9 protein-coding genes are annotated in these 13,263 nt (G+C 65.2%); 4 read left to right on the forward strand and 5 right to left on the reverse strand.

Annotated features, from left to right (window positions below; genetic code table 11):
- Positions 1-13: 13 nt before the first annotated feature.
- Both P0R31_RS11890 and P0R31_RS11895 read right to left on the reverse strand, forming a co-directional pair.
- Positions 14-781 (reverse strand): glucose 1-dehydrogenase, encoded by a 768-nt coding sequence (locus P0R31_RS11890; protein ID WP_275514214.1) that lies wholly within the window; start codon positions 779-781, stop codon positions 14-16.
- A 12-nt stretch (positions 782-793) separates the two neighbouring features.
- Positions 794-1,993, reverse strand: coding sequence for a mandelate racemase/muconate lactonizing enzyme family protein (locus P0R31_RS11895; protein WP_275514215.1), 1,200 nt, complete (start codon positions 1,991-1,993; stop codon positions 794-796).
- A 176-nt stretch (positions 1,994-2,169) separates the two neighbouring features.
- Between P0R31_RS11895 and P0R31_RS11900 the strand changes: the two genes are divergently transcribed.
- On the forward strand, positions 2,170-2,937 hold the full coding sequence (locus P0R31_RS11900; protein WP_275514216.1) for a GntR family transcriptional regulator: 768 nt from the start codon (positions 2,170-2,172) through the stop codon (positions 2,935-2,937).
- Between the two features lie 117 nt (positions 2,938-3,054).
- Complete coding sequence (locus tag P0R31_RS11905) at positions 3,055-4,419, forward strand: MFS transporter (RefSeq protein WP_275514217.1); 1,365 nt, start codon at positions 3,055-3,057, stop codon at positions 4,417-4,419.
- 58 nt (positions 4,420-4,477) lie between these two features.
- On the opposite strand, the gene P0R31_RS11910 is transcribed toward P0R31_RS11905, so the two are convergent.
- The 3 genes from P0R31_RS11910 to P0R31_RS11920 form a co-directional block, all read right to left on the reverse strand.
- Positions 4,478-5,728: an arsenic transporter gene (locus P0R31_RS11910; RefSeq protein WP_275514218.1), complete on the reverse strand. Its 1,251-nt coding sequence runs from the start codon at positions 5,726-5,728 to the stop codon at positions 4,478-4,480.
- A gap of 24 nt (positions 5,729-5,752) precedes the next feature.
- Positions 5,753-7,036, reverse strand: a complete 1,284-nt coding sequence (locus P0R31_RS11915) for an MFS transporter (RefSeq protein WP_275514219.1) — start codon at positions 7,034-7,036, stop codon at positions 5,753-5,755.
- Positions 7,037-7,201: 165 nt separating this feature from the next.
- On the reverse strand, positions 7,202-9,679 hold the full coding sequence (locus P0R31_RS11920) for a hybrid sensor histidine kinase/response regulator (RefSeq protein WP_275514220.1): 2,478 nt from the start codon (positions 9,677-9,679) through the stop codon (positions 7,202-7,204).
- A gap of 217 nt (positions 9,680-9,896) precedes the next feature.
- Between P0R31_RS11920 and P0R31_RS11925 the strand changes: the two genes are divergently transcribed.
- Both P0R31_RS11925 and P0R31_RS11930 read left to right on the forward strand, forming a co-directional pair.
- A complete protein-coding gene (locus P0R31_RS11925; RefSeq protein WP_275514221.1) occupies positions 9,897-10,967 on the forward strand; it encodes a zinc-binding metallopeptidase family protein in 1,071 nt (356 codons plus the stop codon).
- A 179-nt stretch (positions 10,968-11,146) separates the two neighbouring features.
- Entirely contained in the window at positions 11,147-13,162 is a 2,016-nt protein-coding gene (locus P0R31_RS11930; RefSeq protein WP_275514222.1) for an acetyl/propionyl/methylcrotonyl-CoA carboxylase subunit alpha, read from the forward strand.
- Positions 13,163-13,263 lie beyond the last annotated feature (101 nt).

Consider the following 13,263-nt stretch of genomic DNA (forward strand, 5'->3'; position numbering starts at 1 on the left):
GTAGTCTTGGCGATCACATCGCGGCGATCATGCCGCCATCGACATAGATGATCTGGCCGTTGACGTAAGTCGACGCATCCGAGGCGAGGAAGATCGCGGCGCCCACCAGCTCATCCGGCTTGCCCCAGCGTTTGGAGGGGATACGGCCCATCAGCCAGGCGTTGAAATCGGCGTTGTTGACCAGTGCCTCGTTCATGTCGGTCAGCATGTAGCCCGGGCCGATCGCATTGGCCTGGATGCCGTGCTGGGCCCATTCCACCGCCATCGAACGGGTCAGGTTCTTGATGCCGCCCTTGGCCGCGGTGTAGGGCGCGATGGTGGGGCGGGCGAGCTCGCTGCCGAGCGAGCCGATATTGACGATCTTGCCGTGCTTGCGCGGAATCATGCGCTTGGCCGCCTCGCGGCCGATCACGAAGGCGCTGGTGAGGTTGGTCTCGATCACCTTGCGCCATTCGTCGGTGGTGAACTCCACCAGCGGCTTGCGGTGCTGGATGCCGGCATTGTTGACGAGGATGTCGACGGCGAGCCCTTCGCGGTCGAAGCGCTCGAAGGCGGCGACGATTGCGGGCTCGTCGGTGACGTCAAAGGCGGCGCCTTCGGCCTGATGGCCGGCGGCGCGAAACTCGGCGACGGCCTGCTCGACGCGCTTGGGATCGACGCCGTTGATGATGATCTTGGCGCCGGCCTTGGCCATGCCCTCGGCAATGGCGCGGCCGAGGCCGCGGGAGGAGCCGGTGACGAGCGCGGTGCGGCCGGAGAGATCGAAGAGGGAAGTGCTCATCTCAAGAATTCCTCAGACGTTGGAGCGGCGCACGGTGAGATCGGTGCGCTCGAAGACGGCAGGCAGGAGGTCGACACCCAGGCCGGGGCCTTCCATCGGAAAGACATAGCCGTCCGTGATGGTGGGCATCGTGGTGACGAGCTCATTGTACCAGCCCTTGTAGAAGGCGCGCACGGATTCCTGGATCAGGGTGTTGGGCTGGCTGAAGGACATGTGGATGGCGGCGATGAAGCCGATCGGGCCAATACAGTCATGAGGAGCAAAAGGCCGGTGATAGGTCTCGGCCATTGCCGCGATCTTGCGGCCTTCGGTGAGACCCCCGGTCCAGCACAGATCAGCCATCACCACGTGCATGGCATCGCGGTCGAGCATGTCCTTGTAGGGGAAGCGCGAGCCCAGCGTCTCGCTGGCGCAGACCCAGACGTCGGTCGAACGGGCATATTCGGCCAACGCCTGCGGCGAGTTCATCCGGATCGGGTCCTCGTACCAGGTCGGCTTGTAGGGCTCGAGCGCACGGGCGATCTGCTTGGCGGTCGGAAGATTCCAGAGCGAGTGAAGCTCGACCATGATTTCCATCTTGTCGCCGACGGCTTTGCGGATCTTCTCGAACGGCTCGATCGCCTGCTTCATCTGTGCGGCGGTGATGTAGAGGCCCTTGTTCTCCTGCGCGGCGGGATCGAACGGCCAGATCTTCATCGCCGAGATGCCGCTTTCGAGCAGGCTTTCGGCGAGCGCATCGGCGTGGTTCATGAAGCCGTCGAGATCTTCATAAGGCCCCTTGGAGGCGCCGAGATTCCAATTGGCCACCGGGCTGATATTGGTCGAGCGTACATATTGCGTGCCGGCGCAGGTGTTGTAGATCCGCTGCTTGTCGCGGCAGAGGCCGCCCAGCATCTGGTGCACCGGCTGGCCGCAGACCTTGCCGAACAGATCCCACAGCGCGATGTCGATCGCTGACGCCGCACGGTATTCGACGCCGGTGGAGGACTGCGCCATCGGCAGGTTCAGCATGTCGCGATGGATCGCCTCGATATGCAGGGGATTGCGGCCGAGCAGGCGACCGGCAAAAGTGTCGTGGATCTGCGCTTCGACCGCGCCCGCGCCATAGAAGGTTTCGCCGAGACCGATCAGTCCAGTGTCGGTGTGGATGCGGACCCAGATGACGTTAGAAAATTCCTCGGTGCGCAATGTCTCGATCGACGTGATCTTCACGGCAACATCCTCCCATCGAAAGGCGCTTTGCGCCCGACGTCTCATTTTGCACTGCAGCATGCTGTAGGGCGTGCCGACGTCTTACGCTTGCTTGTAATATATCACAACATGTTTTAGGGGTGCCACAACAAGGCGCCATCCTGCAACGAGAGCGCGGGCTGACGGGAGAAAACGACATGGCACGACGCAAGCGCGCGCTCGAAGTGGTGAAGGACGACGAGGACGGCGGAAGCCGGCGCTCCCGTAGCAACCGTCTCAACTTCTTCGAGTTGGCCTATCAAAGGATCGAAGAGCTCCTGGTTCATTGCGAGCTCAAGCCCGGCCAGTTCATGACGATGCTGGAATTGCAGCAGATCACCGGCTTCGGGCGTACACCGGTGCATCACGCCGTCAATCGTCTCTCCGCCGACACCCTCATCATCATCCGGCCGCGTCATGGCCTCAACATCGCGCCGATCGATCTGGCGCGCGAGCGCATGCTGCTGGACTTGCGCCGCGACATGGAGCGTTTCGTGATCCGCCTTGCGGCCGATCGTGCCAGCCTGTCGCATCGAAATCAGGCGCTGCACATCGAGCGTCTGCTGCGCGAGCGCCGCGCCAGCCTGACGCTCGACGAATTCAATCATATCGACCGCCGCATCGATGCGCTGGTGCTGGAGGCGGCCGGCGAACCTTTCCTGGTGCATACGATGCGGCCGCTGCACACGCTGTATCGCCGCATCGGCTACATCCACCATCGCTTCATGCCGGGGCAGGCGGATCTGTCAGGCACGATCGATCACCATCTCGCCATTCTTGCTGCCGTCGCCAACCGCCGCGTCGAGGACGCGGTGAAGGCGAGCGACGCACTGATCGACTACATGGGCGAGATGTTTACGGGCATGGAGGCGGGGATCGATCCGCGCCTGCTCGATTGCAGCATCGAGCCGCTGCTCGGCACGTAGAGCGTGATCCGAGTGTGCAGCGGTTCTCCGAAAAGATCATGCTCAAAACAATAAGCTGAAGCGCGATGAGATCCTGATCTCATCGCGCTTCAGAGAGTTCTGAAGAAAGGAAGAAGAATGTCAACGATGGCGATGCCACAGGCGACCGCGAGCGAAGCCGCGGTCCGCTACCTCATCACGAACTACAGTCCCAAGGGCAACAAGGTCGGCTGGCTGATGATGGCCTCCATCCTGGTCGAGGCCTGGGACCTCTATTCCATTGCCTTCGTGCTGATCTTCATCAAGGAACAGTACAATCCCGATCCGCTGATGCTCGGCCTCGCCGCCGCCGGCACGCAAGGCGGCGCGCTGATCGGCGCGCTGCTCGGCGGCTGGCTGTCCGACAAGATCGGCCGCCGCGTGATGTTCCTGGTGACGATGGTGCTGTTCATCGTGCTGGCGCTGGCGCAGGCCTTCGTGCCCAGCGTCGGCTGGCTCGTCGTGATCCGCTTTCTGCTCGGCATTCCGCTCGGCTCCGACATCTCGACCGGCTACACTTACATCATGGAATCCATGGCCAAGGGCGAGCGCGAGGTCATGGGCAACCGTTGGCAGTTCATGTTCGCCGTCGGCGAAGTGCTCACCATCGGCGTCATCGTGATCTTCCTCCTGACCGACATGAACCACGAGATGCTGTGGCGCGTGACGCTCGGTCTCGGCGCGGTGCCGGCGCTGATCATCCTGATCATGCGCCACGACGTGCCCGAGACGGCGGTGTGGCTGGTGCAAAAGGGCCGCTACCGCGAGGCCAAGCAGGTCGCGCGCGAGATGTTCAACGACAACCTCGACATGCTGCCGGATCGGGACGTGGAGGTGCCGAAGACCAGCACACGCGCATTCCTCGCCGACCTCAGGAAGGATCCGATTCGCTGGCGCGCCACCCTCTATGGCTGGATCGCCTGTTTCGCCCAGGCGAGCGAGTTCTCGACCTTCGCGTTCTATCTGCCGGTGCTGTTCGTGATGGTTGGCGTCTCGAGCGTGCTCGGCATCAATGTGGTGACGATGGCGCTGTTTTCTTTCGCCGCCCTGTCGGGCTGGGTGGGACCCTTGCTGACGCCGAAGATCGGCCATCGCGGCATCGCGATCGCGGGCTTCTCCATCGTGCTGGTGTCGCTCCTGGTCGCGGCCTTCGCGCTCTACACCGACAACAAGATCCTGCTGCCGTTCGCCGCCGCCGGCATGCTCTGGGGCCATTATTGGGACGCGTCGAACTGCATGACGATTCCGACCATGGTTGCCCGTCCGCGATATCGGGGCACCGCAAGCGGCTTCGCCTACATGTTCGTGAAGCTGCCGTCGTTTCTGGCGATCTTCCTGTTCCCAACGGTGTTTGCCGCGATCGGGCAGGCGAATGCCACGCTGATGGTCGCGATCTTCCCGCTGGTAGGCCTGCTTGCCGCGATCTTCATCCTGCCGGAAGTCTACGGCTACGAGAACGATTGACGAAGCGATTCCCGGTCGCGGCCATCGCCGCGATCGGGAGAATTTCGTTCCGCCGCGCTTACATGATTGCCGCGGCTAACGCCGCGATCAGGGCCGGCGGCGTCACCAGCAGGCCGAGCTTGAGGAACGGCCAGGCGCCGACTTCGATCTTCTCGCGGCGGAGCGCGACCAGCCAGAGGATGGTGGCGAGCGAGCCGGTGACCGACAGATTGGGGCCGAGATCGACGCCGATCAGGATAGCGCTGACCACCGGCGCGGGCAGATGATCGCTGGCGGCGACCGAGCCGGCGACGAGACCGACCGGGAGATTGTTGGCGATGTTGTCGGCGAGCGCGGTGGCGATGCCGACACTCCAGGCGGCTTTCGTCGCGGATTGCGCCACCGCCTGCTGCAGCAGCGCGCTGAGATGCGCGATCACGCCGGTCTTCACCAGCGCTTCGACCATGACGAAGAGTCCGCCGACCAGCGGCAGCACGCTCCAGGAGACGCCGCGCAGCACCGGCAAGGGCGACTGCCGGTTGATCAGCAGCACGATCGCCGCCGTCGCCGCGCCGCAGATGAAGGTCGGCAGGCCGAGCTGCTTGTCCAGCGCTGACGCCGTGATCAGCACGATACCGATCGCGACGATGCCTATTGCGGTGAGCTTGCCGCCGCGGCCGAGCTTGGGATGCGGCACGCTGCGCGCGATCGTCTCTTCCCTCAGCGCGCGGTGCTGGGTCAGGCGCAGCACGATGTAGGTCAGCAGGATCGACGCCGCCGAGGGCAAGGCGAACAGGCGTAGCCATTCCGTCAGGTGCGGCATGCGCGCGCCGAACACGACGAGGTTGGCGGGGTTGGAGATCGGCAGAACGAAACTCGCGGCATTTGCGATGAAGGCGCAGACGAACAGATAAGGCAGCGGCTTCGCGCCGGCCGCGCGCGTTGCGGCATAGACGGCCGGCGTTAGCACGATCGCGGTGGCATCGTTGGAAAGCAGCACGGTCACCAGCGTGCCGACGAGATAGATCAGCAGGAACAACCGCTGCGGCGAGCCGCGTGCGTATTCCACCGCGAGCGCGGCCAGATAATCGAACAGGCCTTCGAGCCGCGCCAGCTCGGCGATCAGCATCATTCCGATCAGGAAGAGATAGACGTCGAGGCCTTTCTCGATGCCCGTCAGCGCGTCCTGCCAAGGCAGCAAACCAAACAGCACCAGGGCGCTCGCGCCGATGGCGGCCCAGATCGCCTCGGGCAGGCGAAACGGCCGGATGATGACGCAGGCGGTCGCGACGACGATGATGCTCCAGGCCCAGATGGCGTCAGACGGCACGGTCGATCCTCGAATGCAGGCAGTTCATTCGGCAGCGATAGCGGAAGCCGACGCCGCTGTCTTCCCCTGCGGGCGCGGGTCGTCGTCGCCGCTTTGCCGCGTCTCGGGCAACGCAACGAGGCAGATGACCGCGCCGATCGCCGCGACGGCGCCGAGCGTGACGAACGCTGCGCTGTAACCGGCACCGACCACGATGAGGCCGGCCAGAGTCGTCGATAGCGCCGCGCCAATGCTCTGGGCGGTGATGACCGCGCCCTGCGCGACGTTGAAGCGGCCGGTGTTGCGCATGAGGTCGGCGGTGATGACCGGGAAGATCGCGCCAAAGATACCGGCGCCGACGCCGTCAAGAAGCTGGACGCCGACCAGCCAGAATGGGTTGTTGGAGAGCGTGTAGAGTGCGCCGCGAGTCGGCAGGATCAACAATGCGGCAAGGAAGAAGCGCTTGTGGCCCCAGCTGTTGGCGCGTGCGCCGACCAGCATGGCAAACGGCACCATCACCAGTTGCGCCGCGACGATGCAGGCCGACATCAGGCTGGTGCCGATGTGCTTGTCCTGGAGCGTGAGCTTCTGCCCGACCAGCGGGAGCATCGCAGCGTTCGAGAGGTGAAACAGCAGCACGCAGACCGCGAAGACGAGGAGAGGGCGGCAGGTCAGGAGCACGCCAAGGCCCGAGGGCGTTTCCCGCTGCGCATCTCTGCCCGCATCGAGCAGCCCGCGCGCCAGCTCGTGATCGATGGCGCGAGCGGGGATCGCGAGGATGCTGAAGAGGCTTGCGATCGCCATCGCGCCGAGGAGGGAGAAGACGACGGTCGGGCCAAACCAATAGGCAGAGATACCCGCCAGCGCGGCCGCAACGGCATTGCCGGCATGGTTGAAGGTCTCGTTGCGGCCGATCCGTCGGGTGAACGCGGCGTGGCCGAAGATACCGAGCGAGACGGCAGCGATCGCGGGTGGAAAGACGACGGCGGCGGCCTGGGCAAGGCCTTGCGAGATCGTGACCGGCAGGAAGCCTGGAAACAACGGCAGCGAGAGCGAGGCCACCGTCACCATGACCGCAGCGGTGACCATCACCAGCCGCTTTGCCCGGGTCGCGTCGACGAGCGCACCGGCAGGCGTCTGTGCCACGATGCCGGCAATGGTCGCGATCGACATCACGAGGCCGATGCGCGCCTCGTCCCAGTGCTGCTCGGTGAGGAGGTAGACCGCGAGATAGGGGCCGAGCCCGTCCCGGACGTCAGCAAGGAAGAAATTGGCCGCGTCCAGGGCGCGGCCGGCCTGCCTTGCCTGATCGGGGTATTCGCTGGACATCGGTTTCTCGATCGAGGCTGGGACGCGCCGCGGCAAGAACCGGTATCCGGCATCATTGTTCGCGCCTTCAACTTCACACCAGCGAGTTGGGGCGACGCAATGGCGCGGTCATTGCTTCTGCGCCCGCAATGACGAAATTTGCGGCGGCTCTCGCGAATGTGACACTCACCTTGCCACCGACAGCTTCTCCATGATCGCCTTGCGCAGGATGCGCGAGAGCGATTCCACCGAATACGGCTTCTGGATCAGCTCGAATCCGCGGTGGGCGTTCTCGGCCAGCACGGTGCTGTAGCCGGAGGTGAGCACCACGGGCAGGCCTGGATAGCGCTCGCGGATGATGCCGGCGAGCTCGACCCCGTTCATGCCGGGCATGATGACGTCGGAGAACACGAGGTCGACGGCAAATTCGTTCTCGCCCAGGATCGCCAGCGCCGCGTTGGCATTGGCGACGCGGCGCACGACATAGCCGAGATCCTCCAGGAGCTCGGTGGAGAAGCGGCCGACCTCGTCGTCGTCCTCGACCACGAGCACGCGATAGCCACGCCCGGTCGTGGCCGCCTCGTGGCTCAGCGCCGCTGCTTCATTCTCGGTGGTGGGGCTTTGCGCCTGCGGCAGGTAGATGGTGAAGGTGGCACCTTCACCTTGCGTGCTCGTCACCGCAATGTCGCCCTCGGACTGCTTTGCGAAGCCGAAGGCCTGGCTGAGCCCGAGGCCGGTGCCCTTGCCGACCTCCTTGGTGGTGAAGAACGGCTCGAAGATCGAGTCGAGATGTTCCGGCGCGATGCCGCTGCCGGTGTCGGTGACGGAGATCGCGACATAGTCGCCGCGGCGCGCCGATTGTGCGCGCAGGCTCGGTATTCCCGAGACCTTGCGCACGGCGATGGTGAGGCGGCCTTCGCCGTCCATGGCATCGCGGGCGTTGATGGCGAGATTGATCAGCGCGGTCTCGAACTGGGCGATGTCGGCCACCGTGAAGCAACCGGCGTCCCGAACCTCCACGGCGATCTCGATGCGGGCGCCGACCAGGGGCCGCACCAGCTGCGCCACGCCCTCGACCTGGCTGCCGACGTCGAAGATCTGCGGCTTCAGCGGTTGCCGGCGCGCGAAGGCCAGAAGTTGCGCGGTCAGCTTGGAGGCGCGCTCGACCGTGTCGGAGATGGCGTCGACGTAGCGTCGGCGGCGCTCCTCCGGCAACTCGCGGCGGCGCAGGAAATCGGTCGCAGAGCGGATGATGGTGAGGAGATTGTTGAAGTCGTGCGCGACGCCACCGGTGAGCTGGCCGATCGCCTCCATCTTCTGCGACTGCCGCAGCGCTTCCTCGCCGCGGCGTCGCTCGGTGATGTCCACCGCCTCGGGCACGGCGCCGGTGATGTTGCCCTGGCGGTCGAGCACGGGACGCATGCCGAAGTCGAAATCGCGCTCGCCGATAGGAAGGCGAAGGCGCATCTCCAGCCGCACCGCTTCGCCCCTGAGCACGGTGTCGAAGGCTTCGCGCACCAGCGTGCCCATGCCTTCCGTCGCGCTGAACCAGGGAGTCTCCCACAACGGCCTGCCGATTACGTCGGACGAGCTCGCGTTGATGCCGGCGAGCGCGGTCTTGTTGGCGTAGACCAGCTGGCCCTCGAGATTGACCAGGCCCTGATACTGATTGCTGGTCTCCAGGATCGCGCGCAGCCGCGCCTCGTTGGCTTCGAGCTCGGCGGTGCGCTCGGCGATGCGCTCTTCCAGCGTCTCGTTCAGCCGCCGGAGCTCGATCTCGGCCTGCTTGGCGACGGTGACATCGTGGGCGACTCCGATGAAGCCGATATGCTTGCCGGTCGCATCCCAGCGCGGCTGCGATTCCGAGCGCAGCCAGCGCCATTCGCCGCCGGCGTTCTTGTAGCGCGCTTCCAGCACGAAGGGTTTGAGGGACGCTTCACCCTGGACGGATTGCTGCAGCACGTGCGGCAGGTCGTCGGGATGCAGCACCTTGCGCCAGTCGAAGTCGATGGCCTGATCGTAGGGCAGGCCGACGAAATCGACATAGGCCTGGTTGGCGAAGGACCGCTTGCGGTCGAGCTTGGTGACCCAGATCGGCACCGGCGCGCTGTCGGCGATCAGCCGGAAGCGCTCCTCGCTTTCGCGCAGCGTCTCGCGCGCCAGCGCCTGATCGGTGATGTCGATATGGGCGCCGACGAGCCGGATGGCGCGGCCGTCCTTGTCGCGCTCGATCTTTGCGACTACGCGGATCCAGCGGGTCTCGCCGTCGCTGGGGCGGATGATGCGGTATTCGGCGCTATAGTCTTCGCTCGCTCCGGCGAGAGCTTCGAAGAAATGCTTGACGGTGGCGTCGCGGTCGTCGGGATGGATACGGTTGACCCAATCCTCGTGCGTCTCCTCGGCGGCTTCCGGCGGAAGGCCGTGGATCATCAGATATTCGGGCGAACGTCGGTTCTTGAAGCCTTCGCGGAAATCGACCTCGACGCCGCCGACCTTCCCGATGCGCTGGATGCGCGCCAGCTCGGCCTCGCGCTCCTGCAGCGCGCGATAGGCGTTGTCGCGCTCGCGCGCGACGTCTTCGAGGTGCTGGCGCAGCCTTTCGGCGGCGATGGTCTCAGGCAAGGGATCGTTCAAGGCATCGGCCGTTGTCATGCAGGTGCGCACGTGCCGGACCGATATTCACACAGACGGAGCGTGATGGCCATTGTTTAGAGGGCAGGTGGTGCCGGGAAATGGGGGCGCGTGCCTGAACGTGGAGAAGTACGCGGCGGCAACGTCCGGTCTGGCAATTTGTTCCGAATACTGGAACGATTGGCGGATTGAGGCGTCGTCGCGAGGCGCCAGCGCGCGCATAAGCTTTCCTTTCCCACGAGGCTAAATCTTGAAGCTCTTTATCTGCCAGGCCTGCGGCAACGTCCTCTATTTCGAGAACCGCGCCTGCGAACGCTGCGGCCATCGGATCGCCTTCCTGCCGGAGAAGGAGACGATGTCGGCGATCGAGGCCGACGGAGACGCCTGGGCCATCCTCGCCGACAAGGGCGAGAGCCGGATGCTGTGCCGGAATGCCGAGTACGACGCCTGCAACTGGCTGACCGACGCAGGCGATAGCACCGGCTATTGCCGCGCCTGCCGTCACAATGGGACAGTGCCAAACCTTTCGGATCCGGCGCAGCTCGCCGGCTGGCGCGAGCTGGAGGTGGCCAAGCACCGGCTGTTCTATTCCCTGATCCGCTGGAAGCTGCCGCTCCAGACTCGCCAGGACAATCCCGAGCATGGCCTGATCTTCAACTTCCTCGCCGACGATCCGCACAGCGGCGAGAAGGTCATGACCGGCCATGACAACGGCCTGATCACGATCGCGCTGACCGAGGCCGACGACATCGAGCGCGAGCGGCGCCGGCTCGAGATGGGCGAGCCCTACCGGACGCTGCTCGGGCATTTCCGCCACGAGGTCGGACATTACTTCTGGGATGTGCTGGTGCGCGATGGCGGCAAGCTCGACCAGTGCCGCGCCGTCTTCGGCGACGATAGCGCCGATTACGGCCAGGCCCTACAGCGCCATTATGCCGAGGGCGCGCCGCCGGACTGGCAGCAGAACTACGTCTCGGCCTATGCCACGACACATCCATGGGAGGATTTTGCCGAGACATGGGCGCATTACCTCCACATCGTGGATGCCCTGGAAATGGCCGCCGAGTTCGGCATGGAGGTGCGTCCCAAGGTCGACCGCGACGGGGAGCTGACGGCGCGCATCCGCTTCAACCCGTACGAGGCCAGGGAGGTCGAGGCGCTGGTCAACGCATGGCTGCCCTTCACCTTCGCCATGAACAGCGTCAACCGCGCCATGGGCCTGCGCGACCTCTATCCCTTCATCCTGTCGCCCGCGGTGGTCGGCAAGCTGGGCTTCATTCATGACCTGGTCCGGGACGCGGCCAAGGCCGGAAAGTCCTAGGGATGCCGCACGGCAGGCGCGCCGGGCCCATTTCGGTCTTGCGCTGGTACGCCAAAGGCGGCCCGATTTAGACCGTTGCCTCCGGCCCATTTTGATGTACCACGGGAGCCACACGGCCCCTCCCAAAGGCCCCAACGGCCAGGGAAGGGTCCCGCCCAAGGTCGAGACTCAAGAAAAGCATGTTCAAACGCATTCTGATCGCCAATCGCGGCGAAATCGCCTGCCGGGTCATCAAGACTGCCCGCAAGATGGGAATTCAGACGGTCGCGGTCTATTCCGAGGCCGACCGCGATGCCCTCCATGTCGAGATGGCCGACGAGGCGGTGCTGATCGGCCCGCCGGCCGCGGCCGAGAGCTACCTGGTGATCGAGAAGATCGTGGAGGCCTGCCGGAAGACGGGCGCCGAGGCTGTGCATCCCGGCTACGGCTTCCTGTCCGAGCGCGAGGCGTTTCCGCGCGCGCTGGAGGCGGCCGGCATTGTCTTCATCGGCCCCAATCCGGCCGCCATTGCGGCGATGGGCGACAAAATTGAGTCCAAGAAGGCCGCCGCAAAAGCAAAAGTCTCGACCGTGCCGGGCTATCTCGGCGTCATCGAGGACGACAAGCACGCGGTCCGCATCGCCGACGAGATCGGCTACCCCGTCATGATCAAGGCCTCCGCCGGCGGCGGCGGCAAGGGCATGCGCATCGCCCATTCCAAGGCCGAGGTCGCCGAGGGCTTCAACCTCGCCAAGGCGGAGGCCAAGGCCTCGTTCGGCGACGACCGCGTCTTCGTCGAAAAGTTCATCGTCGATCCCCGCCACATCGAGATCCAGGTGCTGGGCGACAAGCATGGCAACGTGATCTATCTCGGCGAGCGCGAATGCTCGATCCAGCGCCGCAACCAGAAGGTCATCGAGGAGGCGCCGTCGCCGCTGCTCGACGAGGCGACGCGCCGCAAGATGGGCGAGCAGGCGGTGGCACTGGCCAAGGCCGTGAACTACGACTCCGCCGGCACCGTCGAGTTCGTCGCCGGCCAGGACAAGAGCTTCTACTTCCTGGAGATGAACACGCGTCTGCAGGTCGAGCATCCCGTCACCGAGCTCGTCACCGGCATCGACCTGGTCGAGCAGATGATCCGGGTCGCCGCCGGCGAGAAACTCGCCATCGCGCAGAAGGACGTCACGCTGACCGGCTGGGCGGTGGAATCGCGTCTCTATGCGGAAGACCCCTTCCGCAACTTCCTGCCCTCGATCGGGCGTCTCGTGAAGTATCGCCCGCCGGCGGAAGCCAGCCACGAGGGCATCACCATCCGCAACGACACCGGCGTGCAGGAGGGCGGCGAGATCTCGATCCATTACGATCCGATGATCGCCAAGCTCGTCACCCATGCGCCCTCACGCGCGGCAGCGATCGAGGCGCAGGCGACTGCACTGGACTCGTTCTATGTCGATGGCATCCGCCACAACATCCCGTTCCTGTCGGCCTTGATGCATCATCCGCGCTGGCGCGAGGGACGGCTCTCGACCGGCTTCATCGCCGAGGAATTCCCCAAGGGTTTTGCGGTGCGTGTGCCCGAGGGCGAGGTCGCGCGTCGCATCGCCGCGGTCGGCGCCGCGATCGATCACGTGCTCGGAGCGCGCAAGCGGCAGATCTCCGGCCAGATGGGCGGCCGCGTCGTGCAGCGCGAGCGGCGTCGCGCGGTCTGGCTCGATCGCCAGGAGATCCTGCTCGAGATCACGCGCGAGGGCGAGGCGATCGCGATCCGCTTCATCGACGCCGACGGCAAGGCCGGCAACACGCATCTGTTGCAGTCGCCGTGGAAGCCGGGCGATCCGGTCTGGCAGGGCACCATCGACGGGCAGTTCGTGGCGGTTCAGGCCCGCCCGATCGCCAACGGCATTCGCCTCGCGCATCAGGGCGTCGAGGTGCCGGTCTATGTCTGGACCGAGGCCGAGGCGGCCTCCGCGCGGCTGATGCCGGTGACCACGGCCTCCGACAGCGGCAAGAAGCTGCTCTGCCCGATGCCGGGCCTCGTCGTCTCGATCGCGGTGAGCGAGGGGCAGGAGGTCAAGGCCGGCGAGACCCTGGCGGTGGTCGAAGCCATGAAGATGCAGAACGTGCTGCGCGCCGAACAGGACGGAACCGTGAAGAAGATCCACGCCAGCGCCGGCGCGACACTCGCGGTGGACGCGCTGATTTTGGAGTTCGCGTAAGCGCGCCAAAGCGCAATAGTAGACCCTCACCCTGAGGAGCCGCGCCAGCGCGGCGTCTCGAAGGGCGAGGCCAACAGCCGGGCCTTCATCCTTCGAGACGC

The organism is Bradyrhizobium yuanmingense (genome assembly GCF_029167105.1).
Taxonomy (GTDB): Bacteria; Pseudomonadota; Alphaproteobacteria; order Rhizobiales; family Xanthobacteraceae; genus Bradyrhizobium; species Bradyrhizobium yuanmingense_A.

What these genes read in the sequence shown, in the direction of transcription:
- P0R31_RS11890 (WP_275514214.1), bottom strand. Translation starts at nt 781, where the DNA reads ATGAGCACTTCCCTCTTCGATCTCTCCGGCCGCACCGCGCTCGTCACC.
- P0R31_RS11915 (WP_275514219.1), bottom strand. Translation starts at nt 7,036, where the DNA reads ATGTCCAGCGAATACCCCGATCAGGCAAGGCAGGCCGGCCGCGCCCTG.
- P0R31_RS11900 (WP_275514216.1), top strand. Translation starts at nt 2,170, where the DNA reads ATGGCACGACGCAAGCGCGCGCTCGAAGTGGTGAAGGACGACGAGGAC.
- P0R31_RS11930 (WP_275514222.1), top strand. Translation starts at nt 11,147, where the DNA reads ATGTTCAAACGCATTCTGATCGCCAATCGCGGCGAAATCGCCTGCCGG.
- P0R31_RS11905 (WP_275514217.1), top strand. Translation starts at nt 3,055, where the DNA reads ATGTCAACGATGGCGATGCCACAGGCGACCGCGAGCGAAGCCGCGGTC.